Annotated in this window: 22 protein-coding genes; 11 read left to right on the top strand and 11 right to left on the bottom strand. The window is 71.2% G+C overall.

The annotated features are described in order from the left end of the window. Window positions 1-127: 127 nt before the first annotated feature. The 4 genes from SNOUR_RS20735 (at window position 128) to SNOUR_RS20720 (ending at window position 4,246) form a co-directional block, all read left to right on the top strand. The gene (locus SNOUR_RS20735; RefSeq protein WP_067349387.1) at window positions 128-967 is read left to right on the top strand and encodes a DUF4232 domain-containing protein; all 840 of its coding nucleotides are present in this window, start codon (window positions 128-130) and stop codon (window positions 965-967) included. Window positions 968-1,309: 342 nt separating this feature from the next. Next, on the top strand, window positions 1,310-2,209 hold the full coding sequence (locus tag SNOUR_RS20730; protein ID WP_067349385.1) for an NlpC/P60 family protein: 900 nt from the start codon (window positions 1,310-1,312) through the stop codon (window positions 2,207-2,209). 185 nt (window positions 2,210-2,394) lie between these two features. Continuing rightward, a complete protein-coding gene (locus tag SNOUR_RS20725; RefSeq protein ID WP_067349382.1) occupies window positions 2,395-3,285 on the top strand; it encodes a helix-turn-helix domain-containing protein in 891 nt (296 codons plus the stop codon). Between the two features lie 319 nt (window positions 3,286-3,604). After that, a complete protein-coding gene (locus tag SNOUR_RS20720) occupies window positions 3,605-4,246 on the top strand; it encodes a DUF4232 domain-containing protein (RefSeq protein ID WP_067349379.1) in 642 nt (213 codons plus the stop codon). Between the two features lie 63 nt (window positions 4,247-4,309). Here SNOUR_RS20720 and SNOUR_RS20715 read toward each other — a convergent pair whose 3' ends face one another. After that, entirely contained in the window at window positions 4,310-6,136 is a 1,827-nt protein-coding gene (locus tag SNOUR_RS20715) for an NHL domain-containing thioredoxin family protein (RefSeq protein ID WP_067349377.1), read from the bottom strand. 64 nt (window positions 6,137-6,200) lie between these two features. Here SNOUR_RS20715 and SNOUR_RS20710 point away from each other — a divergent pair, with 64 nt between their 5' ends. Further along, window positions 6,201-6,731, top strand: coding sequence for an LURP-one-related/scramblase family protein (locus SNOUR_RS20710; RefSeq protein WP_067349374.1), 531 nt, complete (start codon window positions 6,201-6,203; stop codon window positions 6,729-6,731). Window positions 6,732-6,969: 238 nt separating this feature from the next. Further along, window positions 6,970-7,794: a maleylpyruvate isomerase family mycothiol-dependent enzyme gene (locus SNOUR_RS20705; RefSeq protein ID WP_067349371.1), complete on the top strand. Its 825-nt coding sequence runs from the start codon at window positions 6,970-6,972 to the stop codon at window positions 7,792-7,794. 179 nt (window positions 7,795-7,973) lie between these two features. Here SNOUR_RS20705 and SNOUR_RS20700 read toward each other — a convergent pair whose 3' ends face one another. From SNOUR_RS20700 to SNOUR_RS20690, 3 genes are all read right to left on the bottom strand, one after another. Beyond that, entirely contained in the window at window positions 7,974-9,227 is a 1,254-nt protein-coding gene (locus SNOUR_RS20700; protein WP_067358562.1) for an MFS transporter, read from the bottom strand. Between the two features lie 119 nt (window positions 9,228-9,346). Then, entirely contained in the window at window positions 9,347-10,039 is a 693-nt protein-coding gene (locus SNOUR_RS20695) for a GntR family transcriptional regulator (RefSeq protein ID WP_067358564.1), read from the bottom strand. Between the two features lie 135 nt (window positions 10,040-10,174). Beyond that, window positions 10,175-11,029 carry a GNAT family N-acetyltransferase gene (locus SNOUR_RS20690; RefSeq protein WP_067349368.1) on the bottom strand — a complete coding sequence of 285 codons (855 nt, stop codon included), beginning with the start codon at window positions 11,027-11,029 and terminating at the stop codon, window positions 10,175-10,177. A 205-nt stretch (window positions 11,030-11,234) separates the two neighbouring features. Here SNOUR_RS20690 and SNOUR_RS47210 point away from each other — a divergent pair, with 205 nt between their 5' ends. Further along, window positions 11,235-11,411: a hypothetical protein gene (locus tag SNOUR_RS47210; protein ID WP_167739061.1), complete on the top strand. Its 177-nt coding sequence runs from the start codon at window positions 11,235-11,237 to the stop codon at window positions 11,409-11,411. Window positions 11,412-11,517: 106 nt separating this feature from the next. Here the strand turns inward: SNOUR_RS47210 and SNOUR_RS20685 are convergent, their stop codons facing one another. From SNOUR_RS20685 to pdhA, 3 genes are read right to left on the bottom strand one after another with little or no spacing between them, the layout of a single operon-like run. Beyond that, a complete protein-coding gene (locus tag SNOUR_RS20685; protein WP_067358560.1) occupies window positions 11,518-12,993 on the bottom strand; it encodes a dihydrolipoamide acetyltransferase family protein in 1,476 nt (491 codons plus the stop codon). Between the two features lie 21 nt (window positions 12,994-13,014). Then, window positions 13,015-13,998 (bottom strand): alpha-ketoacid dehydrogenase subunit beta, encoded by a 984-nt coding sequence (locus tag SNOUR_RS20680; protein ID WP_067349365.1) that lies wholly within the window; start codon window positions 13,996-13,998, stop codon window positions 13,015-13,017. Between the two features lie 2 nt (window positions 13,999-14,000). After that, window positions 14,001-15,218: a pyruvate dehydrogenase (acetyl-transferring) E1 component subunit alpha gene (gene pdhA / locus SNOUR_RS20675; protein ID WP_067349363.1), complete on the bottom strand. Its 1,218-nt coding sequence runs from the start codon at window positions 15,216-15,218 to the stop codon at window positions 14,001-14,003. A 325-nt stretch (window positions 15,219-15,543) separates the two neighbouring features. Between pdhA and SNOUR_RS20670 the strand changes: the two genes are divergently transcribed. The 3 genes from SNOUR_RS20670 to SNOUR_RS20660 all read left to right on the top strand — a co-directional run bounded on the left by SNOUR_RS20670 (window position 15,544) and on the right by SNOUR_RS20660 (window position 17,843). Beyond that, window positions 15,544-16,203, top strand: a complete 660-nt coding sequence (locus SNOUR_RS20670) for a response regulator (RefSeq protein ID WP_067349361.1) — start codon at window positions 15,544-15,546, stop codon at window positions 16,201-16,203. Window positions 16,204-16,330: 127 nt separating this feature from the next. Next, entirely contained in the window at window positions 16,331-16,747 is a 417-nt protein-coding gene (locus SNOUR_RS20665; protein WP_067349359.1) for a pyridoxamine 5'-phosphate oxidase family protein, read from the top strand. Between the two features lie 52 nt (window positions 16,748-16,799). After that, window positions 16,800-17,843, top strand: coding sequence for a phosphotransferase (locus tag SNOUR_RS20660; protein WP_067349356.1), 1,044 nt, complete (start codon window positions 16,800-16,802; stop codon window positions 17,841-17,843). A gap of 26 nt (window positions 17,844-17,869) precedes the next feature. Here SNOUR_RS20660 and SNOUR_RS20655 read toward each other — a convergent pair whose 3' ends face one another. Beyond that, window positions 17,870-19,540, bottom strand: a complete 1,671-nt coding sequence (locus SNOUR_RS20655) for a protein kinase domain-containing protein (RefSeq protein WP_067349353.1) — start codon at window positions 19,538-19,540, stop codon at window positions 17,870-17,872. A gap of 312 nt (window positions 19,541-19,852) precedes the next feature. Here SNOUR_RS20655 and SNOUR_RS20650 point away from each other — a divergent pair, with 312 nt between their 5' ends. Beyond that, window positions 19,853-21,517, top strand: a complete 1,665-nt coding sequence (locus SNOUR_RS20650) for a Stk1 family PASTA domain-containing Ser/Thr kinase (protein WP_067349350.1) — start codon at window positions 19,853-19,855, stop codon at window positions 21,515-21,517. 85 nt (window positions 21,518-21,602) lie between these two features. Here the strand turns inward: SNOUR_RS20650 and SNOUR_RS20645 are convergent, their stop codons facing one another. From SNOUR_RS20645 to SNOUR_RS20635, 3 genes are all read right to left on the bottom strand, one after another. Then, entirely contained in the window at window positions 21,603-22,163 is a 561-nt protein-coding gene (locus tag SNOUR_RS20645; RefSeq protein WP_174717883.1) for a bacterial proteasome activator family protein, read from the bottom strand. A 210-nt stretch (window positions 22,164-22,373) separates the two neighbouring features. Next, complete coding sequence (locus SNOUR_RS44725) at window positions 22,374-23,198, bottom strand: hypothetical protein (protein WP_159425888.1); 825 nt, start codon at window positions 23,196-23,198, stop codon at window positions 22,374-22,376. Between the two features lie 151 nt (window positions 23,199-23,349). Further along, window positions 23,350-24,327 (bottom strand): NAD(P)H-quinone oxidoreductase, encoded by a 978-nt coding sequence (locus tag SNOUR_RS20635; protein WP_039634838.1) that lies wholly within the window; start codon window positions 24,325-24,327, stop codon window positions 23,350-23,352. Between the last annotated feature and the right edge of the window lie 37 nt (window positions 24,328-24,364).

The raw sequence follows: 24,364 nt of genomic DNA, 5'->3' as shown, positions 1-24,364 counted from the left end.
TAGTGGCACGGCAGCGGCGGTCGGCAGTCTTGTGGTCAGACCGCAGGACCGACCGCGCCGGGCGCCGACCACGCCCGGCCACGCCACGGAGCGCAGCACAGCGCCCGTCGACCGGGGGAGACCGGACATGCCACGCACCGACGCCACCGCCGCCCGTAGCTCCCGCACGGTCCGGCGCCGTACGCTGCGGATCGCCGCGGCCGGGCTGACCGCCGTCGCCGCGCTCACCCTCACCGCCTGCGGCGGTCAGGACAACCCGCTCAAGACCAGCGACGCCAAGCCGTTCAACCCGGCCCCGCAGGACTCCAAGGACCCGGCGGCCGACGGCGGGCAGAGCGGGCAGGGCACACAGGACAGCAACGCGCCCACGGGGAACGGCAGTAAGGACAGCAAGGGCGGCAAGGACGGTAAGGACGGTAAGGACGGCAACAGCAGCAAGGGCGGCACCACCGTCACGGACAGCACGGCCGGCGCCGGTAAGCACGGCTCCTCGGGCGGTGCGGGCCCGTCCGCCAACGGCGGGGGCACGGGTTCCGGTGCCCGGCGGACCGCCTGCGACGCGGCGAAGATCCGTATCGTGGCGAAGCCGCTGACCCGCCCGATCAACCACCTGATGCTGCAGGCCACCAACACCTCGGGCGCCACCTGCGACCTCTACGCCTACCCCTTCCTGCAGTTCGACAACGCCCAGGCGGCGGTGGCCGAGATGCCGGACAGCAAGCCGCAGGCGGTGGTCACGCTGACCCCGGGGGAGTCCGGCTACGCCAGCGTGCTGCTGTCCGGGGCCGACGGCGGCAGCAACGGCGTCAACGCGACCTCGCTGTCCGTCAGCCTCTCCGGCCGGGACGGCAACGGGAGCGTCGGCGGCTCGGCGAAGGTCGCACTGCCCGGCGGCTCGGCGTACATCGACGACAACGCGCGGGTGTCGTACTGGCAGACGGACCCGAACACGGCGGCCTCCTGGTAATCCGGGCCATCGCCCGAAGGCACTCCGCCGCCCCCAAAGCAGGGCGCCCGCGAATCCCCCGGCGGGCGCCCTTTCTCCGTGCCGGCCTCCCCCTGGGAGGTCGGCGACGCGCGACCCCGGGCCGCCCGCGACTGTCCCGTCATGTCCCAGCACGCCCCCGACGGCGTCCCGAAAACCCCCGCCCACCGGCACGTCCTTGCAGGTCACAGCCTTGTGAGAGGGCAGGTGCGTCCCACAGGACGGGGATCGGCCGTTCGTCGTCCGCGTCCCGCCCGAGCATGGTCCCCGTCGCCGCGAACCGATCAGGCGAACGGCACGGACCGATGACGCGGAGGGGCACGCATGGCTGAACACGGCACCACGCCACCGGGGGACGGCACAACCCCCGTGGAGGGCGCGGGATCCGCACTCCGTCGGGCCCTGCTGCGCCGGGTGCTTCCCGCGGCCGCCGCGGCCGGTCTCGGCATCACCGGGGTCGCCGGGGTCGCGCAAGGTGCCGCGAGCAACGCACCACGGACCGCACCCGCCGACTTCCCCACCTGGGGCACCCGTTGGGTGGTGCACGCCGGCGTCGACACGCGTTCCCCCGCCGTGGGAATGATCAACACCTCCGGGCCGGGCCGGGACCGGATCACCGCCGACTACCAGGTCGACACCGGCCACCGGGTGTGCGAGGGCAGCGCCTGCTCGACCTTCATGGCCCACATCACCGGGCCGGTGAAGGGCTTCCTCACCGTGGTCGCGGTGGCGATACCGCAGGACCGGCTGCCGGGCATACCCGTCCACGGCGGTCAGCCGCCGCAGCAGCCGGGCAGTTCACGCCAGGAGATGCTGGCGCGCGCCGCCACCTGGCTGACCGCCGACAACGGCGCGCAGGTCCCGTACAGCCAGGCCAAGGTCTGGAAGGACGGCTACCGGCAGGACTGCTCCGGCTATGTGTCGATGGCCCTCGGGCTGCCGACGCCGGGCACCAACACCGTGGGCCTGGCCTCCGACCGCGGCCTCACCCGACCCATAGCGCTCGGCGCGTTGCGGGGCGGCGACCTGCTCATCGACGCGACGGGGGACAACAACAACCGGCACGTCGTCATCTTCGAGAAGTGGAACGACGCCGCGCACTCCTCGTACACCGCCTTCGAGCAGCGGGGAGGTCACGGCACCGACCATCGGAGCCTGACCTACGGTCTGCCGGGCGGCGACGCCGAGTTCACGCCCTACCGGCCCGTGGCGTTCGGCGACTGAACGACGCCGGCGAGCGGACTCGGTACGTCCGACGGATCCGGCACCACCCTCACGGAGCCGCGGCGCACTGTTTCACGTGAAACGTCACCGAACGGTCCGTGTTCGTTCCGGATCACGTAACGAGGGGCACTTCCGTCACAGGGGAGCGGAAGTGCCCCTCGCACGCGCATGTCCACTGTGCTGGAATGCGAGACGTGCCTGGCCATGAGAACCACGCCACGAACATCCGCCGCAAGCCTCTCGCCCCGCTCCCCGCAGAACTCTCCGGTCCCGCACGGGACTTCGTCGCCGCCTTGCGCCGTATGCACGGCGAACTGGGATACAGCCTCCAGCAGTTGGCGGGACGGCTGCCGGCCAGCCGCTCGTCCCTCTCGCGGTACCTCCGCGGGCAGGGCCTGCCCGACGAACGGCTGCTGGTGCAGTGGTGCAAGCTCTCGTTCACCGGCGAGGACCGGCTGCCCGCGCTGGTGGAGCTGCTGCACCGCGCCCAGGAGGCGGCGGACGAGCCACCGGTGCCCATCGCGGGGCCGCACACCGGGACCGGACCGGGCGCCGAGGAGCCGGCGGGACCGGGGGACGCGGAACCCGGGGACGCCCCGTCCGGACGGCGCCGGCTGCGCCTGGTGCTCGCCGGGCTCGGCACCGCCGCCGTGCTCGCCGGCGCCGCATTCGCCGTCCTGGCACTGACCGGTGCGGATGCCGGCAGCCGGGCGGACGGGGGCGACGGCCGGGAGCCGGCCGCCTCGGCCCCGGGGCCGACCGCCGGATCCGCCCGGATCACCGTGAACAACGTCGAACGGGCCTGCCAGCACAGCCACACCGACTACTGCGCGCTCGGCCTGGCACACGACCCCTATGCGCCGTATGACCGGCGCAACGTCGTGGGGCACGTCTGGCACGGCGAGGTGCTGCGCGCCGTGTGCAAGATCGCCGACGGGATCGCCGTCACCGACGAGGCCGGCGGACACAGCAGCATCTGGTTCCGGGTCGACCACGACGGCGGCCCGGCCTGGATGCCGGGCATCCGCGTCCGGCCGGACCAGCTCGACGACGAACTGCCCCGCTGCCGGAACTGACGGGGACCGGGTTTAGCCGTGCGCGCCGGGGAAAGACGAGCCCAGGGCCGCGCGGAACAAACCCGTCCTGGCCTTGAAAACGGCAGTCGCTATGGTGGCCCGTGCCATGACCTAGGGCGCTTCTGATGGATCTCCGTGGAAGAAGGAGCGGCGCCTGGTGCGTGCGATCGCAAGGCGCCGGGATGTCTTCATAGCGGAGCTATGGGGGCATTTCGGCAACGCCGCGAGCGTGCGTGGCAGGCGCCGCGACGCCGCGGAGATCCATCAGAAGCGCCCTAGCCGCCTCGCTGTCCGCAGTACCTCTCTGGGGGAACCTTCCATGACCGCACGCCGCACCCGCCGCCGCTCCGCCGCGTACGCCGCGTTGGCTCTCGGCCTGGCCGGCTCGCTCGCCCTGACCGGCTGCAACAGCACCTCCTCGAAGTCGAAGAAGAGCTCGTCCTCCTCGTCCTCCAAGAGCAAGAAGCGCAAGATCATCGGCGGTGCGGCGGCGGGTGCGGGCGCCGGCGCGGTGGCCGGCCGGCACGTGTCGAACTGCAACCTCACCACGGCCCGGCTCCAGTTCAGCCAGCAGACGAGGCCCCAGGGCTACGTGACCGTGCGATACCAGAACTCCTCCAGCACGCTGAGCTGCACGCTGTACAACGCGCCACTGCTGTCCTTCAACCAGGCGAAGACGCCGCTGCCGATGGTGAAGCCGGGCTCGGGTCACCTCGTCACCCTCCGCCCGCACAGCACCGCCTACGCGGTCATCCCGACCACCACGCCCGCGGCGCTGGGCACCACGCAGAAGAACGTCGCCGTCCAGTTCATGGGCCGGTCCGAGGGTTCCCGGACCACCGGGTCGCCGGTGACGTACGACTTCGCGGAGAAGCGCACCACGATCTCCGTCGGCCAGAGCAAGGTCACCAACTGGTACAGCAGCCTGTCCGCCGCCAAGCTGGAAGCCGGCGTCGGGTAACGGACCCCGCGCACCGGCCTCCCGCACTCCCCACGGGTCGGCCTGGCCCGGCCCCGGCCGGGGCTATTCCGCGTCCAGCCCCGCCAGCACCAGCCCCAGGCGGGCCGCGCCGTCCTCGGCGATCCGGACCGGAACGCCCCAGTCCTGCTGGTGCACATGGCAGGCCGGGTACTCGATGTCCGGGGCGTCGTCACAGGACGCGGCCATCGCCGAGACGTGCAGCACGCCCTCGGTCACGCCGTCCGCGAGGACCAGGTCCCGCGCCAGATCCGTACCCGCGCCCGACCCGTCGGCGAGCAGCTCCGGCGGCGTGGCGCTGACCAGCAGCCGCGTCGAGGGGCCGAAGCGGGTGTCGAGCTTCTGGCCGGCCGGGGCCTGGAAGACCACGTCCAGGCGGAGCGTGCCGGGGGCGACGTCGATGGCGGCGCGCTGGGTGCGGTGCGCCACCGACTCCACGCGGACCGCCTCCTCGGGGAGCCGGAGCCGGGTCAGCCGGTGGCGCGCGGACTCCACCACCACGATGTCGTCGTCGACGAGGACCGCCGCGGAAGGTTCCCGCAGATCCGTCGCGAGCGTGGTGACCTCGCCACTCGTCGGGTCGTAGCGGCGCAGCGCGTGGTTGTAGGTGTCCGCGACGGCGACCGAGCCGTCGGGCAGCGCGGTCACCCCCAGCGGGTGCTGGAGGAGGGCCTGCTCGGCCGCGCCGTCGCGGTGCCCGAAGTCGAAGAGCCCGGTGCCGACGGCCGTGCGGACGACGTAGCCGTCACCCGGGGCGGCCGGGTCGCCGTGCGCGGCGCGCTCGATCCAGCGCACCGCGCTGGTCTCCGAGTCGGCGATCCACAGCCGGTCGCCGGCCGCCGCGAGCCCGGACGGCTGGGCGAACCACGCCTCGGCGGCGGGGCCGTCCACCAGCCCCTCGTTGGTGGTGCCGGCCGCCACCGCCACCGTGCCGTCGGCCGGGTCGTAGGTCCAGATCTGGTGCACCCCGGCCATCGCGATCCACAGCCGGTCCTGCCACCAGGCGAGGTCCCACGGCGAGGAGAGGTCCACCTCGCGCGCCGGGCCCGAGGTCGGCGAGCCCTGCCACCACTGCTTGCCGGTGCCGGCCACGGTCTCCAGGGTGCCGGTCGCGGGGTCGAAGACCCGGATGGCGTGGTTGACGGTGTCCGCGACGGCGACCGTGCCGTCCGGCAGCAGCGCCAGCCCCTGCGGCTCGTTGAAGGAGTCCGGGCCCAGCCCGCGCTCGCCGGTCCCGATCCGGCGCACCACCTGCTCGCCGCCGGCCGCCAGCTCCACCAGCTGGTGCCGGGTGGTGTCGGAGACCAGGAAGGTGCCGCCGGGCAGCCGCACCGCCTTGCCGGGGAAGCGGAGGTCGGTGGCGACCGGCTCCGGCGGTACGTACGGCCCGTCGCCGCGCCGCAGCGTGCCCTTCGCGGTGTGCTCGGCGATCAGCTCCTCGACGAGCTTCTCGATGGCGTGCGCATGGCCCTCGCCCGCGTGCTGGGCCACGACGTAGCCCTCGGGGTCGATCACCACCAGCGTCGGCCAGGCCCGCACCGCGTACTGCTTCCAGGTCGCCAGCTCGGGGTCGTCGAGGACGGGGTGCTCGACGCCGTACCGCTCGACGGCGTCCACCACGGCCTGGTGCTCGGCCTCGTGGACGAACTTCGGGGAGTGCACGCCGATGATCACGACCGAGTCGCGGTGCCGCTCCTCCAGCTCCCGCAGCTCGTCCAGGACATGCAGGCAGTTCACACAACAGAACGTCCAGAAGTCGAGGATGACAATGCGTCCCCGCAGGTCAGAGAGGGTGAGGTCAGTTCCGCCGGTGTTGAGCCAGCCGCCCTTGCCGATCAGCTCGGGGGCCCGGACGCGCGCACGTGAAGCCATGTGGACATTCAACGTCACTCCGGTGCGCACGCATTCCGCAGGGGGCAGGGGGAACACGTCACCCATGCTGCAATCCCATGGGGGGCACTCCCCGCGCTCCCGCAAGTACTTCGTGCACGACCGGATCTTCGGCATCGGCGAGGACTACTGGGTCGACGACGACCACGGGCGGCACGCCTTCCTCGTGGACGGGAAGGCGCTCCGCCTGCGGGAGACCTTCGAGCTCAAGGACACCGAGCGGCGGGTGCTGATCACCATCCGCAAGAAGATGTTCAGCCTGCGCGATGCGATGACCATCGAGCGGGACGACCAGCCGCTGGCGACGATCAAGCGCAAGCGGCTGTCGCTGCTGCGCCATCACTACCGCGTCGAGCTGGTCGACGGCACCGAGTTGGACGTCAGCGGCAAGATCCTGGACCGGGAGTTCGCGGTCGAGTACGACGGTGAGCTGCTCGCCGAGATCTCGCGGCGCTGGCTGACCATGCGCGAAACCTACGCGGTCAACGTCGTACGGGAGGACGCGGATCCGGCGCTGCTGATCGCCGTCGCGGTCTCGGTGATCCGGATGGCGGAGCGGGAGCGCGAGGACGACTGAGGAGGTGCCAGGCGTACCGGTCAAACCCCCCGAATCGGGCGCCGGTTGACCGGTTTCGTCGGCTCCGCACCAATCCGGGGAGGCGAATCGCGCACAGTACCACCGGCAACGCTTTCGACCGGCCCGGCCGTCGAACATCCGCCTACGATGGTCACCCGAAAGCACTGCCGGGGTGCCCGTGCGCAGCGTAACTTAACTGCCAGACAGCAGCCCGCGTACGAACCGTTCGAGGGGTCCCGTGACCGTCCATCCCAGCCTTCAGTCCTCCATCGATGCCTGGACGCACTCCATAGAAGCGATAACCGAGCTGGTGACGCCGCTCGTCGAGGGTGAGTGGAACAGGGCGACGGACCTCCCAGGCTGGTCCGTGCGCGACATCGTCTCCCATGTCATCGGCCTGGAATGCGAGATGTTGGGCGACCCCCGGCCGATCCACACGCTGCCCCGCGACCTCTACCACGTCCGCAGCGAGTCGGCCCGCCGGATGGAGGTCCAGGTCGACGTCCGTCGGCACCACACCGCACCGGAGATGCTCAGCGAGCTCGAGTACACCGTCATCCGGCGTTCCCGGCAGTTGCGGAACGAGACCCGCCAGCCGGACACCGTGGTGCGCAGCCCGCTCGGTGAGGACCGCACGCTCGAATTCATCCTGGAGCAGCGGGCGTTCGACGTCTGGGCGCACGAGCAGGACCTGCGCCGCACGCTCGGGCAGCCCGGCAACCTCGACTCGCCCGGTGCACTGGTGGCCCGCGATCTGCTGGTGCGGGTCCTGCCCGGCATCGTCACCAACCGGGCCAAGGCGCCGGCCAGTTCGACGGTGGTCTTCGACATCAGCGGTCCGGTGGAGTTCATGCGCACCGTCCGGGTCGACGCCGAGGGGAAGGCGACCGTCGACGGCAGCGTCTCGCTGGGCCCGACGGTGACGCTGGCGATGGACTGGGACACCTTCCACCAGCTGGCCTGCGGCCGGGTCCGTCCGTCGACGGTCGCCGAGCAGGTCAAGATCGACGGTGACCACGAGCTGGCCCGAGCCATCCTCGACAACCTCGCGGTGACGCCGTAACGGAGCCCGCGACGGCAGCCGGCGGACAACCGGCGGCGCTGACCGGACGCGGTCCTCAGCCGGCCCGAACCACGGGCCGTCGGCCGGACGGTGCGCAGGGAGTTACCCGTTTCACGTGAAACGATCTCCTTGGTTTCACGTGAAACGGTTGCCGCGGTGGCACACCGGCCTCGGCCGCGTCAGGCCGGGACGTGGACGGCCTCGACCCTGCTGACGACCAGACGTTCCCGCTCACGCCGGGCCGCACGGCTGCGCAGCCGGAGGATCTGCGTGACACCGAGCGCCTCCAGCACGAAGACCGAGGCGAACGCGATCCGGTAGTTGTCTCCGGTGGCGTCGAGCAGGATGCCGACGGCGAGCAGGGTGGTCATCGAGGCGGTGAAGCCGCCCATGTTGACGATGCCGGACGCGGTGCCCTGACGCTCCGGCGGATTGGCCGGCCGCGCGAAGTCGAAGCCGATCATCGAAGCGGGGCCGCAGGCGCCCAACACCACACAGAGCATGACCAACAGGCCCATCGGGGCGTGTGTGGTGGGCCAGCACAAGGTGAGCGCCCACACCAGCGCGGTCGCCGCGACGGTGCCCAGCGCCAGCGGCAGGCGGGCCGCGTGATGGCGGGCGATGATCTGCCCGTAGACCAGGCCCACGGCCATGTTCGAGAGCACGACGAGGGTCAGCAGTTCACCGGCCATACCGCGGGAGAGGCCCTGTGCCTCCACGAGGAACGGCAGTCCCCACAGCAGCAGGAAGACCATCGCCGGGAACTGGGTGGTGAAGTGCACCCACATGCCCAGCCGGGTGCCGGGCTCGCACCAGGCGTTCGCGATCTGCCGGCGGACGAACGCCGCACCGCTGTGCTCGCGGGGCGCGGGCGGCGGGGCGAACCCCTCGGGGTGGTCCTTGAGGAAGAGCAACAGCAGGGCCAGCACGGCGATGCCGCCCAGGGCACTGCCGGCGAAGGTCGTCGTCCATCCGAAGGTGTGCAGCAGCCGGGCCAGCACGAGCGTGGAGATCAGGTTGCCCGCCATCCCGACCAGGGCCGCGATCTGGGCGATCATCGGCCCGCGGCGGGCCGGGAACCATCGGGCCCCCAGCCGCAGCACGCTGATGAAGGTCATCGCGTCACCGCAGCCCAGCAGCGCCCGCGAGCCGAGCGCCATGCCGTACGCGTCCGAGAACGCGAAGCCGAACTGGCCGGCGGTGTAGAGGACCACGCCGAGGGCCAGGACCTTCTTCGCGCCCAGCCGGTCGACCAGCAGGCCGACGGGTATCTGCATCCCGGCGTACACCAGCAGTTGGAGGATCGAGAAGGTAGAGAGCGCGGAGGCGTTGATGTGGAAGCGGTGGGCGGCATCCAGGCCGGCCACGCCGAGGCTGGTGCGGTAGGTGATCGCGACGAAGTAGACCGCGACGCCGATGCCCCAGACGGCTATGGCCTTCCGGCCGCCGGGCGGATCCGAGGGCAGCAGCCGGGCGCCGCCCCCGACTATGCCGCCACCTATGCCCCCTCCGGTGGAACCGCTGCTTCCGGCGATGCCGTCGGCACTGCTGCTCATCGCTGGTCCCCCTGCGCGAGATTGCGGACCCAGCTGACGTGCCGGTGTACGGCGTCGGTGGCGGCCTCGGCGTCACCGGCCCGCAGCGCCTCAAGGATTTCGGTGTGCTCGGCGATGTTCTTGGCGATCCGGTCGGGGTGGGCGTGCATCACCGCGACGCCCATCCGCAGCTGTCGGTCGCGCAGTTGCTCGTAGAGCCGATCCAGGATCTGGTTGCCGGCGCTGCGCACGATGGCGGCGTGGAAGGCGCGGTCGGTGACCGACACGGCGGCCAGGTCGCCCGCCGCGGCCTGCTCCCGCATGGTCTCCACCAGTTCGCTCAGCTCGTTGATCAGTGCCTCGCCGGCGGGCACGGCCTTGGCCGCCGCGTGCTTCTCCACCAGCAGCCGGGTCTCGACGACATCGGCGATCTCCTGCGCGGAGACCGGCAGGACCAGCGCGCCCTTCTTCGGGTAGAGCTTGATCAGCCCTTCGACCTCCAGCCGCAGCAGCGCCTCGCGGACCGGGGTGCGCGAGACCCCCACCGCGTCGGCGAGCTCGCCTTCGGTGAGCAGCATCCCGCCCTCGTAGCGGCGTTCCAGGACGGCGTCCTTGATGTGGGTGTAGACCCGCTCGGCGGCGGGCGGCTGTTTCGCGGGAACGGGACCGGTCTCCCTTGTGGGGGCGGTGGAGGTGGACGCTGATGGCATGTGCACAGGATAGATACAACAGGTATGCGTCCGATACGCCGTTCCGCGATGCGGACGATCAGCGGGGCATTTGTCCTGGTAGGAGCGTTATGGGGGGCCGGCCGGTACCCTACCGGGGCGCCGGCCGGCGCGGGCTCAGGCCGCCATCCGCCCCTGCGCGACCAGACGGTCCACCACCTGGCGGTGGGCCGGCGCACAGCGCACGAAGGACTCCTCGCGGTCGAACCACGCGTACTCGGCGATCTCCCGGCCGGGAGCCGGGTCGATGTCCTGGGGACCGCCGGTGAAGCAGGTCATGTGCAGCCGCCGGCCGTTCTTGCCGTGCGCGACGTCATGGACGACGAACGCCTCCGACAGCTCCTCGGCGGGAATGCGCAGGCCGAGTTCCTCGGAGAGCTCCCGGGCGAGCGCCTGGCGCGCGGTCTCCCCCGGCTCGTACTTGCCGCCGGGGAGGTAGAAGGTGTCGTTCCCCCGCGTCCGGACGCTCAGCAGCCGCCCGTCACGGACATGCAGCCAGGACACCGAGCGCAGCGGCGCCTCGCGTGCCACGGCGATCAGCGGGTGGCCGGTCCGGTCGTCGATCCGCCGCCCGCGCTCGGTGAAGCCCAGGCCCGCGTAGAACCGCCGCCCGCCGGCGTTCTCCTCGAAGACCTCAAGGGTGAGCGCGCCGTAGCGCGCCGCCGCGTGCTCCACCAGCTCCCGGCCGACGCCGACGCCCTGCGCCTCGGGCGCCACGAACAGCCCGCCGATCTCGACACCGCCGTCCTCGCCGCCGCCCAACAGGCCGAGCAGTCCGATGACGGACCCGTCCCGCTCGGCGACCCAGTTCTCCGCCTGGACGAGATACACCTCGCGGAGGACCCGGGCCCGTTCTCCTTCGCCTTCCCCCTCGATGAACGGATGCGCCTGCCGCGACGCCCTGGACCACAGGTCGCACACCGCGTCCTGATCTGCTTCCCGATAGCGCCGAATGACCGTGTGACTGCTCATTTCACCGACCGTAAACAGCCGGGGCAGCTGCGGCAAACCCCTTTCCGGGGGCCCGCCCCTGCCGAGAGGGGGGACCCCAGGGGGATCCCCGGTCCGACTCAAGGCGTAGGCGAGTCCGTACCTGACGCGTACGGATCGGGCCCGAATCCCATGGGTGAATAGAGGTACGGAGCCGATACGGCCCACCGGACAAGGGGAGTTGACCATGCAGTCCAGGACGCACACCGGCCACCGCGCCCGCAACGCCGTCGTGCTGGCCCTGATCGTCGCCGCCGTATGGGCGGGCGCCGCACTGACCCGTGGCGCCGCGCAGGCGGACCCGTCCGCTCCGACCGGACCGGTGGCGCACTTCAGCCGCGCGGTCGAGCTCGTTCGGGGCTGAGCAACGACAAGGGGCGGTGTTTCACGTGAAACGCACCGACCGTTTCACGTGAAACACCGCCCCTGCCGCCGTCACGGGCTCGGCCCGGACGGTCAGTCCCGGCGGCTCACCCCCAGGTGATCAGCCGCTTGGGCCGCTCCAGGATCGCCGCGATGTCCGCGAGCAGCTTGGAGCCCAGCTCGCCGTCGATCAGACGGTGGTCGAAGGAGAGCGCGAGGGTGGTGACCTGGCGCGGCTTGACCTCGCCCTTGTGGACCCACGGCTGGAGCTTGATCGCGCCGACGGCGAGGATCGCCGACTCCCCCGGGTTGAGGATCGGGGTCCCGGTGTCGACGCCGAAGACGCCGACGTTGGTGATGGTGACCGTGCCGCCGGACATCGCCGCCGGAGAGGTCTTGCCCTCGCGGGCGGTGGCCACCAGCTCGCCCAGCTCCGTGGCGAGCTGGGGAAGCGTCTTGACGCCCGCGTCCTTGATGTTCGGGACGATCAGGCCGCGCGGGGTGGCCGCGGCGATCCCGAGGTTGATGTAGTCCTTGTAGACGATCTCCTGGTTCGCCTCGTCCCAGGAGGCGTTGACCTCCGGGTGGCGCTTGATCGCGACCAGGAACGCCTTGGCGACCAGCAGCAGCGGATTGACCCGCAGCCCCGCCATGTCCGGGTCCTGCTTCAGGTCCTGGACGAGCTTCATCGTCCGGGTCACGTCGACGGTGATGAACTCCGTGACGTGCGGCGCACTGAAGGCACTGGCGACCATCGCCTGCGCGGTGGCCTTGCGCACGCCCTTGACCGGCACCCGCCGCTCACGGGCGGCGTCGAAGGCGACCACGGGAGCCGTGGCCGGGACGCCCACCTCGGGTGCGGCGGGCACGACGGCCGGTGCCGCCGCGGTCGGTGCGGCGGCCGCGTAGACGTCGTCACGGGTGATGACGCCGCCCGGCCCGGTCGGGGCGACCGTCGCCAGGTCGATACCCAGATCCTTGGCGAGCTTGCGGACCGGGGGCTTGGCCAGCGGCCGCTCGGCGACCGGCGCGGAGGCGGCGGGCACCACCGGCGGCGCGGGCACGGCCACCGGGGTGGCGACCGGCGCCGGCGCGGAGCGCCCGTTCAGCTCGGCCTGGAGGCCGACACTCACCGGCTCGGTCTGGGCCGGCACCGCGGGCTGCGGCTTGCGGGCCCGACGCTTGGTCGAGGACGGCGCGGCGCCGTAGCCGACCAACACCGCCTGCCGGCCCTGCGGCTCCTCGTCCTCCTCCGCGGTCGCGGTGGACGCCGCGGCACCGGGCTGGTCCGCGACGGGCCCGGCACCCGGGTCGGTGTCGACCGAGATGATCACGGTGCCGACGTCGACGGTGGTGCCCTCGTCGAAGTTCACCGCGTGCACCACCCCGTCGTAGGGGATGGGCAGTTCGACGGCGGCCTTGGCGGTCTCGACCTCGCACACGACCTGGCCGTCGGTGACGGTGTCACCGGGCTGGACATACCACTTGAGGATCTCCGCCTCGGTGAGGCCCTCGCCCACGTCGGGCATCTTGAACTCGCGGATGCGCTGCGTGTTCGCGGCGCCGGCGGTCCCTGCAGTCATGGTCACGACTCTCCTCAGCCCTCAGTACGCCAACGCGCGGTCAACGGCGTCGAGCACCCGGTCCAGCCCCGGAAGGTACTCGTCCTCCAGCCTGGACGGCGGATAGGGGGCGTGGAAGCCGCCGACCCGCAGCACCGGTGCTTCCAAGTGGTAGAAGCAGCGCTCGGTGATCCGGGCGGCGATCTCCGCGCCCGAGCCGAAGAAGACCGGCGCCTCGTGGACCACGACCAGCCGGCCGGTCTTCTCGACCGAGGACTGCACGGTGTCGAAGTCGATCGGGGAGATCGAGCGCAGGTCGACGACCTCGACCGACTTGCCCTCCTCGGCGGCGACCTTGGCGACGTCCTCGCAGACCTTCACCATCGGGCCGTAGCCGACCAGCGTGAGGTCGGAGCCGGGCCGGGTGATCCGGGCCTTGTGCAGCGGGTCCGGGATCGACTCGGTGTCCAGGCGCGACTTGTCGTGGTAGCGGCGCTTGGGCTCGAAGTAGATGACCGGGTCGTCGCCGGCGATGGCCTGCTGGAGCATCCAGTAGGCGTCGGAGGAGTTCGAGGGAGAAACGATCTTGAGGCCCGCGACATGCGCGAAGAGCGACTCGGGGGACTCGGAGTGGTGCTCGACCGCGCCGATGCCGCCGCCGTAGGGGATGCGGATGACGACCGGGACCTTGACCTTGCCCAGCGCCCGCGCGTGCATCTTCGCGAGCTGGGTGACGATCTGGTCGTAGGCGGGGAAGACGAAGCCGTCGAACTGGATCTCGGCGACCGGACGGTAGCCGCGCAGGGCCAGGCCGATCGCGGTGCCGATGATGCCGGACTCGGCGAGCGGGGTGTCGATCACCCGGTCCTCGCCGAAGTCCTTCTGGAGTCCGTCGGTGACCCGGAAGACGCCGCCGAGCTTTCCGACGTCCTCGCCCATCACGAGGACCTTGGGGTCGGCCTCCATGGAGGCGCGCAGCGACGCGTTGATCGCCTTGGCGATGGTGATCTTCTCGTGGACGGCCATGGTCAGTTCCCCTCCGCGGCGGCTTCGGCGTCGGCGAACGACGCCTGGTAGGCGGCGAACTGCGCGCGCTCCTCGTCGACGAGCGCGTGCCCGTCTGCATAGGCGTTCTCGAAGATCGCCATGTGGTCCGGGTCGGGCATCGCCCGTACGGCATCGCGGACCCGCTTGCCCAGGGTCTCGCTCTCCTCGTCGATCGCCGCGAGGTACGCGTCGTCGACGAAGCCCTCGGCCTCCAGGTACTTCCGCAGCCGCAGGATCGGGTCCTTGGCCTCCCAGGCCAGCCGCTCCTCGTCGGCGCGGTACCGCGTCGGGTCGTCGGAGGTGGTGTGGGCACCCATCCGGTAGGTGAACGCCTCGACGAGCATGGGGCCTTGGCCGGTGCGCGCCCGGTCCAGTGCCGCCTTGGTCACCGCCAGGCACGCCAGGACGTCGTTGCCGTCGACCCGGACGCCGGGGAAGCCGAAGCCGCGGGCGCGCTGGTAGAGCGGGACACGGGTCTGCTTCTCGGTGGGCTCGGAGATCGCCCACTGGTTGTTCTGACAGAAGAAGACGACCGGGGCGTTGTAGACCGCGGAGAAGGTGAAGGACTCGGCGACGTCGCCCTGGCTGGAGGCGCCGTCACCGAAATACGCGATGACCGCGGAATCCGCGCCGTCCTTCTGCACGCCCATCGCATAGCCGGTCGCGTGCAGCGTCTGCGACCCGATGACGATGGTGTAGAGGTGGAAGTTGTTGCTGTTGGGGTCCCAGCCGCCGTTGTTGACACCGCGGAACATGCCCAGCAGGTTCGTCGGGTCGACGCCGCGGCACCATGCCACGCCGTGCTCCCGGTAGGTGGGGAAGACATAGTCGTCGTCGCGCAGCGCGCGGCCCGAGCCGATCTGGGCGGCTTCCTGGCCCAGCAGCGAGGCCCACAGGCCCAGCTCGCCCTGACGCTGGAGGGTGGTCGCCTCGGCGTCGAAACGCCGGGTCAGCACCATGTCGCGGTACAGACCTCGCAGTTCCTCGGGAGAGAGGTCGATCGCGTAATCCGGGTGCTCGACCCGCTTCCCTTCGGGGGTCAGCAGTTGTACGAGCTGGTCCTGCTCCGCCTCGTCCGGCTGGGCGCTGTTCCTGGTCCCGGACTGCGTCGCCTTTTTCGTCGGCGTCGCCTTTTTGGCGGTGGTGCGCTTGCTGCCGCCGCGGGCGGTTTTCCGCTCGGCAGTGCCTTCCACGGTCACGTGCTGCTCCTCCGTCTGTCCGGCCCCCGGGGTCCGCCGGTGGCCGTTTGCGGCTCACCCGGTATCCGATACGGCGCACGGGGTGTGTGCGAACGCGGCCGGATCCGGGTGGAACAAAGCGCCCCGGAGTGGCCTGCTCATTGCACGTTACCCATTGTCAAAGCCGAAGTGAAAATGGCGCTGACCTGCGATTTTGCTTGGATTTCCAAGTAAATCGCGAAGGCTGGGAACAACTCCTGGTCACAGCGTTGCAGGCCGCCGGGACAACGGCACGTTATATCGGTGACCTGGAGCACGGGAAGAGTCGATGTGTGAGACTGGGGATGTGCGCGAAGACGGAAAAATCACGGTTTTCCTGCTCGATGACCACGAAGTGGTCCGGCGGGGCGTCCACGAAATGCTCACGGTCGAGGAAGACATCGAGGTGGTCGGCGAGGCCGGCACCGCGGCTGATGCGCTGGTCAGGATCCCTGCGACGCGTCCGGACGTGGCCGTGCTCGACGTCCGGCTCCCGGACGGCAGCGGTGTCGAGGTCTGCCGTGAGATCCGCTCGCAGAACGAGGACATCAAATGCCTGATGCTCACCTCGTTCGCCGACGACGAGGCCCTCTTCGATGCGATCATGGCCGGTGCGTCCGGTTATGTCCTCAAGGCCATCCGGGGCAGCGAACTCCTCTCGGCGGTCCGCGACGTGGCGGCCGGCAAATCACTGCTCGATCCGGTGGCCACCGCCCGCGTCCTGGAACGACTCCGCGACGGCAGCACCGCCAAGGGCGACGACCGGCTGGCGAACCTCACCGAGCAGGAACGCAAGATCCTCGATCTGATCGGCGAAGGACTGACCAATCGCGCAATCGGCGAACGGCTCCATCTCGCCGAAAAAACGATCAAGAATTACGTTTCCAGCCTGCTTTCCAAGCTCGGCATGGAACGCCGCTCGCAGGCCGCCGCGTATGTTGCCCGCATGCAGGCCGAACGGCGCTGACCAGGAGAAAAACTCCGGCCACGGCCGCGGAGGCGGCGATTCCGCGGCCGGACACAGGGACCAACGTCCCTCCGACCTGGGGCTGCCGCCCCTATCCGCCGCCCCACCGGGCGGGCAGGGTGGGACCATGCCCACCGACGTCTTCCGTGCCATCGAGCTGCTCAGCAGGACCCCCTACGGCCGGGTGTCGGCGAGCCGCCGGGCGCTCCCCTTCACCACCGTCACCCGGCACATCGTCGTCGACGACCGCGTGATCCTGCGGCTGCACCGCGGCTACGACTACCACCGCGCACTGGACGGCAGCGTCGTCGCGTACGAGGCCGACAACGTCAACAGCGGCGCCCGCGACACCTGGTCCGTGCAGTTCACCGGCACCGCCCGGGTCATCGAACCCACCCCGGCCGAACGGGAGTTGTTCGGCCGCACCCCGCGGCTGGCCGACGGGGTCCCGTACGACCCGGTCTTCCTGCGGATAGAGCCGGAGTTCGTGACGCTGCATCACCTCACGGATGTCCCGGTCTTCGGATATGCACACCCTCTGTAAGGCTTTCCGGTACACCCACTCCACTGGGCGACGTTGATCTAACATCTGGCGCGTGCTGCGCTCATCTGTAGTCCGGTCGGCGGCGACGCCCGATCGCGACACCCTCGGATCCCTGCTGCGCCACTACGACAGCGCCGGGGCACCGCTGTCCTGCGAGCCCGTCGCCGAGGGGCTGCTCAACCACGGCTACTTCCTCGCCACGACCCGCGGCCGCTACTTCCTCAAACACCACCTCGACGGCGACCGCGCCGCCCTCACCCGGCAGCACCGCGCCACCCGCCGGCTGGCCGGGCTCGGTCTGCCGGTCGTCCCTCCCGTGACGGGCGCGGACGGCCGGACCTTCACCGTGCTGGACGGCCGCTGCTACGCCCTGCACCCCTGGATCGAGGGCCGGCATCTGAGCGGCGCGGTGCTGACCGTCGGTCAGTCGTGCCGGCTCGGCGCCCTGCTCGGGCTCGTCCACACCACGCTGGAGCAGGTCATGGCCGATGAGCCGGCGCCGCCGCGGCCGCCCGGCACGGACGCCGCCGCCGACCCCGAGCGGACCTTCGAGACGATCGACGAGCTGCTGGCACTGACCCGCGGCGCCCGTCCCCGCACCAGCTTCGACGAGCTCGCCGAGCACCGTCTGCTGGAGCGCCGGACCCTGCTGGAGCGGCAGGCGCACCGCCGGCCGGCGCCCGGCGCGGAGCCCCCGGCGGGCTGGGTGCACGGCGACTTCCACCCGCTGAACGTGCTCTACCGCGGCACCGAACCGGCCGCGATCGTCGACTGGGACCGGCTGGGCGTCCAGCCCCGCGCCGAGGAGGCGGTGCGCGCCGCCGCGATCTTCTTCGTCCGCCCCTGCGGGACGCTGGACCTGGCGAAGGTCGCCGCGTACGCGGGCGCCTACCGCAGGGTGTGCGGCGCCGGTGCCGACGAGCTGGCCGCGGCCGTCCACCGGGTCTGGTGGGAGCGGCTGAACGACTTCTGGATGCTCACCTGGCGCTACCGGCTCGGCGACCGACGCACCGATCCGCAGTTCCCCGCCGCGGCCGCGCTGGCGGTGTGGTGGACCCGCGCGTATCCGGCCGTGCGGAGGGCGTTCACGGGCTGACGCGCGAGGCGTCAGCCCGTCCTCGGTCAGCCGCCGGTCGCCCCGCCCAGCGGCGTCGTACCGCCGCCGGTGGTGGTGCCGCCGTTGTTGGTACCACCGTTGGTCGTCCCGCCATTGGTCGTCCCACCGTTGGTGGTGCCACCGTTGGTCGTCCCACCGTTGGTGGTCCCGCCGTCCGTGGTGCCACCGTCCGTCGTACCGCCGGTGGTGGTGCCGCCGTCGGTGGTCCCGCCGGTGGTCGTCCCGCCGGTGGTGCTGGTCGGCGGCTCCGAGCTCGGCGGCTCCGAGCTGGGCGGCTCGGACGACGGCCGGGTGCTGGGCTCACGGCTCGGCCGGTGGGTGTAGGTGTTCCCGCCACCGCTGGTGCCGCCCGGGTAGGTCTCCGGGGTGGTCTGCTCGTCCGTCGGCGGCTCGGTGGTCTGGTCCGACTCCGAGGGCTGCGGGGACTGCGTGATCGGCGTCTTGGGCTTGTGCCCGCTGTCGCTGGTGTTCTGCAGCGCGAAGGCCACGCCCACGCCGATGGCGATCAGCGCGAGCACCGCGATCAGCCACGCCTTGCCGCGGCCGCCCTTGGCCTGGCGGTAGCCGCCCTCGAAACCGCCGTCGTCGTCCCGCATCCCGGGTGCCAGCATCGGCTGCGCCGCGGTCTGCCCGGCGTCGGGGTGGGACAGCGCGGTGGTCTCGGCGACACCGCCGCGGAGGGCCATGGTGTGGCCGCCCTCGGGCATCGCGACCGGACCGGTGTTCCAGGTGCCGGTGTGGCCACCCTGCTCGTGCAGCATCTGCAGCGAGTACTGGACCAGACCGCGCATCTCCTCGGCGCTCTGGAAACGGTCGTCGGGGTCCTTGGCCAGCGACCGCATGACCAGGCCGTCCAGCTCCGGCGGCACCGAGTCGGCGACCTGGGAGGGCGCCACCGGCATGTCCTGGACGTGCTGGTAGACGACCGAGAGCGGGGTCTCACCGGTGAACGGCGGCCGCTGCGCGAGGAGTTCGTAGAGCAGGCAGCCGGTGGCGTAGAGGTCGGAGCGGGTGTCGACGGTCTTGCCGAGCGCCTGCTCCGGGGACAGGTACTGCGGGGTGCCCATGACCATGCCGGTCTGCGTCATGGTCGACTGCGCGCCGTGCAGGGCACGGGCGATGCCGAAGTCCATCACCTTCACGGCGCCGCTGTTGGTGATGATCACGTTCGCGGGCTTGATGTCACGGTGCACGATGCCGTGCTGGTGGCTGTAGGCCAGCGCCTCCAGCACCCCGGAGACGATGATCAGCGCCTGGTCCGGCGGCGGGGCGTCGGCGTTGAGCAGCAGATCGCGGATGGTGTGGCCCTCGACCAGCTCCATCACGATGTAGGGCACGGTGTTGCCGCCGACGAAGTCCTCGCCGGAGTCGTACACGGCCACGACCGCGTGGTGGTTCAGGCCGGCCACCGACTGTGCCTCGCGGGTGAAGCGGGCCTTGGACACCGGATCCTCGGCGAGGTCGGCGCGCAGCAGCTTCACGGCGACGGTACGGCCCAGGCGTACGTCCTCGGCGGCGAACACCTCCGCCATGCCGCCACGGCCCAGCCGGCGCGTCAGCCGGTAGCGGCCGTCACCGACCAGTCCGCCGTTGCCCCACATCTCCGGTGCGTCCGGGACGTTGGAGCCGGTGGCGTCAGGATCGGACGGCCCCTGGGGGCTCTGCGTCGGTGCCATCGGTCCTCGCCGTCGAATCGATCCGCATCACAGCGGTAAGGTCTCGGTCTTCGCTAGAGCACGCTACAGGTTCCGCGGCACCCACCGGTCCGTCGTGGACCGGCCATCAAACCTTCCTCTTACCAAGAGTGGCAAGTTCACCAGGGGTGACCGGAGGGACCGAACCCTCCACGATCGTGCCCGGATCTTGCACATCTGGTCACGGAACGGGCACACAGCTTGACGTGTCCGTGGCCTGGGGCAGACTTGGCTGCGGAATTCTAGATTTGATCGCTGGACATACGGGCAGTGCGCCCAGGGGGAAGCGGGACGATGAGCCAGGACGGCGCTCAGGGCCAATTCGAGGGCCGTTCGGTCGGCGGTGGACGTTACCAGCTTCGTGATCTTCTTGGTGCAGGTGGCATGGCCTCCGTGCACCTCGCCTATGACAGCGTGCTGGACCGCGAGGTCGCAATCAAGACCCTGCACACCGAGCTCGGCCGCGAGCAGGCGTTCCGCGAGCGCTTCCGCCGCGAGGCGCAGTCAGTGGCGAAGCTCACCCACACCAACATCGTCTCGGTCTTCGACTCCGGCGAGGACGAGCTCGACGGCGGCATGGTCCCGTACATCATCATGGAGTACGTCTCCGGCCAGCCGCTGCGCTCCGTGCTCGACGGCGACATCGCCCAGCACGGCGCGATGCCGACGGAAAAGGCGCTGAAAATCACCGCCGACGTGCTCGCCGCGCTGGAGGCGAGCCACGAGATGGGCCTGGTCCACCGGGACATCAAGCCGGGCAACGTCATGATGACCAAGCGCAATGTCGTCAAGGTCATGGACTTCGGTATCGCCCGCGCCATGCAGTCCGGCGTGACGTCGATGACGCAGACCGGCATGGTCGTCGGCACCCCGCAGTACCTCTCGCCCGAGCAGGCGCTCGGCCGCGGCGTGGACGCCCGCTCCGACCTGTACTCGGTCGGCATCATGCTCTTCGAGCTGCTGACCGGCCAGCTGCCGTTCGACGCGGACTCCCCGCTGGCCATCGCCTACGCCCACGTCCAGGAAGAGCCGCCGGTCCCGTCGAGCATCAACCGCTCGCTGCCGCCCGCGGTGGACGCGCTGGTGACCCGGGCGCTGAAGAAGAACCCCAACGAACGGTTCCCCACCGCCGAGGCGATGCGGGACGAGTGCCTGCGGATCGCCGGCTCCGGCCAGTCCGGGGCGACGCCGCTGATCATCAGCGAGGGCCCGCGGGCCCGCACCAGCGGCGCCTCGGTCTCCTCCGCGGTGTTCCCCACCGCCTCCGGAAACCCGCAGACCCCGGCACCGCCGAACGTCCAGCAGCCGTACCAGCCGACGCAGGCGGCCTTCGGTCCTTCAACGCCGCCGCCGGTGAACAACGCCTACCCCACGCCGGCGCCCGGCCCGGCCCCGACGCCCGCGCCGTTCGTCGGCGCCGGTTTCCAGGCCCCGCCGCCGCCGTTCCCCGGCCCGCCCGCGCCGGTGACGGGCTCGATGCCGCCGGCACGGCCCCGGAAGAACAACAGCCCGGTGGTCATCGTCTCGGCGGTGGTGGGCGTGGTCGTGGTCACCGCGATAGCGATCGGCATCGGCCTGAGCGCCGGCAGCGATGGCGGCGGCGGTGGCACCGACACCCCGACGTCCTCGTACTCCTACTCCTCGTCGCCCACCGCCAGCACGCGCCCCGAAGACAAGACGGCGACGATCCGGGTCACCGAGTGCACCAACCCGACGCCGGCCGTCAGCGACAGCCTGAAGGGCAAGGTCCTCTTCCCCTACTTCAAGGGCAAGAACCTGGAGTCGGTCAAGCAGTGCATCGAGGCCGCCGGGTGGAAGTACCGGGTGGTCAGGGAAGTGAACGACGGCCTCTGGCCCAAGAACACCGTCACGGACCAGACGCCCAATGCCGTCAGTTGGTGGGACCCGCGCAGCGGCGACACCATCGAGCTGACCGTCTCGACCGGTCGCAGCAGCTGACCACAGCAGACCCTGACAGCGGAGGGGCCGGCACGCGTGATGCGTGCCGGCCCCTCCGGCCGTTGTGGGCGTCCGGACGCCGCGATCAGAGATAGGGGCCCGAGCGGGCGCCGCCGTGACCGGGCTGCTCCTGGTGCCCGTCCGCGGGGATGCCCGGTGGCAGCGCACGACGCATCTGCTCCAACTGGGCGCGGGCGGCCATCTGCTGGGCGAAGAGCGCGGTCTGGATGCCGTGGAAGAGTCCCTCCAACCAGCCGACCAGCTGGGCCTGGGCGATCCGCAGCTCGGCCTCGGTCGGCACCGACTCCTCGGTGAAGGGCAGCGAGAGCCGCTCCAGCTCCTCGACCAGCTCAGGCGCCAGCCCGTCCTCCAGCTCCTTGACCGAACTGGCGTGGATCTCCTTGAGGCGCACCCGGCTCGCCTCGTCGAGGGGGGCGGCCTTCACCTCTTCCAGCAGTTGCTTGATCATGCTGCCGATGCGCATGACCTTCGCAGGCTGCTCGACCATGTCCGTCACCGGCACCTCACGGGGCTCGTCGCCCTCGTCCCCGCCACCGGAGCCGGCGCTGCCGAGCGCCATGCCGTCCGGGCCGACGACCAGGACGTGCTGGTTCTCCTGCGACCGTTCGTTCATCGGCATATCCATGCCGCCATTCTCTCGTACGAGCACGTCTAGAACGGTGGTGCCCCTGTCAAAAGGTGATCCACCCTTTCCGGAACGGCGGATCGGCTTCGGGCGGCCACACCGCTTTCACCCGGCTCCCTCGGCGTGCGGTTTCACGTGAAACCCCAGCATCCCGGCTGTTTCACGTGAAACCACGGTGCGTCGTTGCGTCGTTTCGCCGGGAACGGGGCCTCAGCGACGCCGCAGACGGAGGCCGAGGAAGGCGAGACCCAGCCCCGTGAGTGCCATCCCGGCGCCCATCGGGAGAACCCGCTCGACCTTGGTTCCGGGGGCGTCGATGGCGTAGGGGCTGGCCGCCGGCTCCGGACCGGCCAGGGAGTTGTCCGGTTCCCGCTCGGGGGAGGGCGAAGGTGCCTGCCCGTAGGGGCTCGGAGCGGGGGCGCCGGCGAGGTCACGCGGGCGCTCGGAGGACGGCAGCGCCGACTCGGCCGGGGCCGGGCCGGGCTCCGAGGAGGTCGAGGGAGCGCCGTCGTGCGAGGTCGGCCGCTCGGACCGGCCGGGCGGCAGCTGCACGGGGTCGATCACGGGGGCGCTCGGCGAGTCGGACGGCTCGGGGGCGCCCGCGTCCGCGGAGTCGTCCCTGACACTGTCACCGGGGACCGGAGGGTCCGAACGCCAAGGGAAGACTCTGCCGAACGGGTGATGCCGGTGGTGGCGCGATCCATGGAGGAACGGCCCGCCCGGGTGGTGCGGGAAACCGGGCAGGGTGCCGGCGAGGCCCAGGGCGTGGTCCGGAAGGTCCCGGAAGTCGTCGGCGCTGGGGAAGTCCGGTAGGCGGTCGGGCACGCCGGGACGGCCGGGGTGCAGCTCCCCCAGGCGGCCGGCGGGCAGTGCGCGATCCGTCGCGTGGTCGTCCGTGGGGCCATCGGGGCGGGCGGCCGGGGTGGCCTGGCTGTCCAGCGCCAGCGCGGGGCCGGCGGTCAGGGAGACGGGCAGGGCGGCGGCGACCACCAGCAGACTTGAGGCAATGCGCGAACGGAATCCTGCAGCGACCACGGTGCCCCTCCCGTGCCGAGCCGTCGAGTGACGTGCCCAGCGTCACACAGCGGTGGGACCGCGGCATCTCGGGCAGATCGGCGGAGTGACCTGCCGGCACGGGGAGGGGCGAGGGGCGTTCGGAGCCCCGGGGGCGACGGGCGGGCGGCGCTCAGACGGTCAGGACGACCTTGCCGAAGTGGCTGCTGGCGTCCACGACGCGATGCGCCTCGGCGGCCTCCGCCATCGGCAGGGTCCGGTCCACGATCGGGCGGACCTGGCCGTTGCCGATCAGCGGCCAGACGTGCTCCCGGACCGCGGCGACGATCGCGGACTTCTCGCTCACCGGGCGGGCCCGCAGACCCGTGCCGGTGATCGCGGCGCGTTTGGAGATCAGCGCGGCGAGGTTGAGCTCGGCCTTCACACCGCCCTGCAGGCCGATGATCGCCAGCCGGCCGGCGACCGCCAGCGCCTTGACGTTCCGCTGGAGGTACTTGGCGCCGATGATGTCGAGGATGACGTCCGCGCCCTTGCCGTCGGTGGCCTTGCGGATCTCCTGGACGAAGTCCTGCTCGCGGTAGTCGATGAGGATGTCGGCGCCCAACTCGGCGCAGCGGGCCAGCTTTTCGGGGCCACCGGCGGTGACCGCGACCCGCGCGCCGACGGCCTTGGCCAGCTGGATCGCCATGGTGCCGATGCCGCTGGCGCCGCCGTGGACCAGCAGGGTCTCGCCGGGCCGCAGGTGCGCGATCATGAAGACGTTCGACCAGACCGTGCAGGCGACTTCGGGGAGCGAGGCGGCCGTGACGAGGTCGACGCCGGCCGGCAGCGGCAGCACCTGGCCGGCCGGGACGGCGACCTTCTCGGCATAGCCGCCGCCCGCCAGCAGCGCGCACACCTCGTCGCCGACCGCCCAGCCGTGCACGCCGGGCCCGACCGCCGCGATCCGCCCCGCGCACTCCAGGCCGGGGTACGGGGAGGCGCCGGGCGGCGGGTCGTAGAAGCCCTGGCGCTGGAGCAGGTCGGCGCGGTTCACGGCGCTGGCCGCGACCTCGATCAGGACCTCTCCCTCTGCGGGCTGTGGATCGGGCACTTCGGCCCAGACGAGGGCTTCGGGGCCACCGGGCTCGGGGATTGTGATCGCTCGCATGGGCGCGAGGCTACTCGCCGACCGGCCATGGGGCGAA

Origin of the sequence: Streptomyces noursei ATCC 11455, assembly GCF_001704275.1 — a bacterium.
Classification (GTDB): Bacteria; Actinomycetota; Actinomycetes; order Streptomycetales; family Streptomycetaceae; genus Streptomyces; species Streptomyces noursei.
The sequence above is the reverse complement of the archived record's forward strand: the minus strand, read 5'-3'. Positions and strand labels throughout refer to the sequence as shown.

Coding starts and splice junctions, on each gene's coding strand:
- SNOUR_RS20720 (WP_067349379.1), top strand. CDS start 3,605: ATGACCGCACGCCGCACCCGCCGCCGCTCCGCCGCGTACGCCGCGTTG.
- SNOUR_RS20665 (WP_067349359.1), top strand. CDS start 16,331: ATGCCCACCGACGTCTTCCGTGCCATCGAGCTGCTCAGCAGGACCCCC.
- SNOUR_RS20680 (WP_067349365.1), bottom strand. CDS start 13,998: ATGGCCGTCCACGAGAAGATCACCATCGCCAAGGCGATCAACGCGTCG.
- SNOUR_RS20685 (WP_067358560.1), bottom strand. CDS start 12,993: ATGACTGCAGGGACCGCCGGCGCCGCGAACACGCAGCGCATCCGCGAG.
- SNOUR_RS20730 (WP_067349385.1), top strand. CDS start 1,310: ATGGCTGAACACGGCACCACGCCACCGGGGGACGGCACAACCCCCGTG.
- SNOUR_RS20715 (WP_067349377.1), bottom strand. CDS start 6,136: ATGGCTTCACGTGCGCGCGTCCGGGCCCCCGAGCTGATCGGCAAGGGC.
- SNOUR_RS20690 (WP_067349368.1), bottom strand. CDS start 11,029: ATGAGCAGTCACACGGTCATTCGGCGCTATCGGGAAGCAGATCAGGAC.
- SNOUR_RS20650 (WP_067349350.1), top strand. CDS start 19,853: ATGAGCCAGGACGGCGCTCAGGGCCAATTCGAGGGCCGTTCGGTCGGC.
- SNOUR_RS20655 (WP_067349353.1), bottom strand. CDS start 19,540: ATGGCACCGACGCAGAGCCCCCAGGGGCCGTCCGATCCTGACGCCACC.
- SNOUR_RS20725 (WP_067349382.1), top strand. CDS start 2,395: ATGCGAGACGTGCCTGGCCATGAGAACCACGCCACGAACATCCGCCGC.
- SNOUR_RS47210 (WP_167739061.1), top strand. CDS start 11,235: ATGCAGTCCAGGACGCACACCGGCCACCGCGCCCGCAACGCCGTCGTG.
- SNOUR_RS20735 (WP_067349387.1), top strand. CDS start 128: ATGCCACGCACCGACGCCACCGCCGCCCGTAGCTCCCGCACGGTCCGG.
- SNOUR_RS20695 (WP_067358564.1), bottom strand. CDS start 10,039: ATGCCATCAGCGTCCACCTCCACCGCCCCCACAAGGGAGACCGGTCCC.
- SNOUR_RS20645 (WP_174717883.1), bottom strand. CDS start 22,163: ATGGATATGCCGATGAACGAACGGTCGCAGGAGAACCAGCACGTCCTG.
- SNOUR_RS20710 (WP_067349374.1), top strand. CDS start 6,201: ATGCTGCAATCCCATGGGGGGCACTCCCCGCGCTCCCGCAAGTACTTC.
- SNOUR_RS20635 (WP_039634838.1), bottom strand. CDS start 24,327: ATGCGAGCGATCACAATCCCCGAGCCCGGTGGCCCCGAAGCCCTCGTC.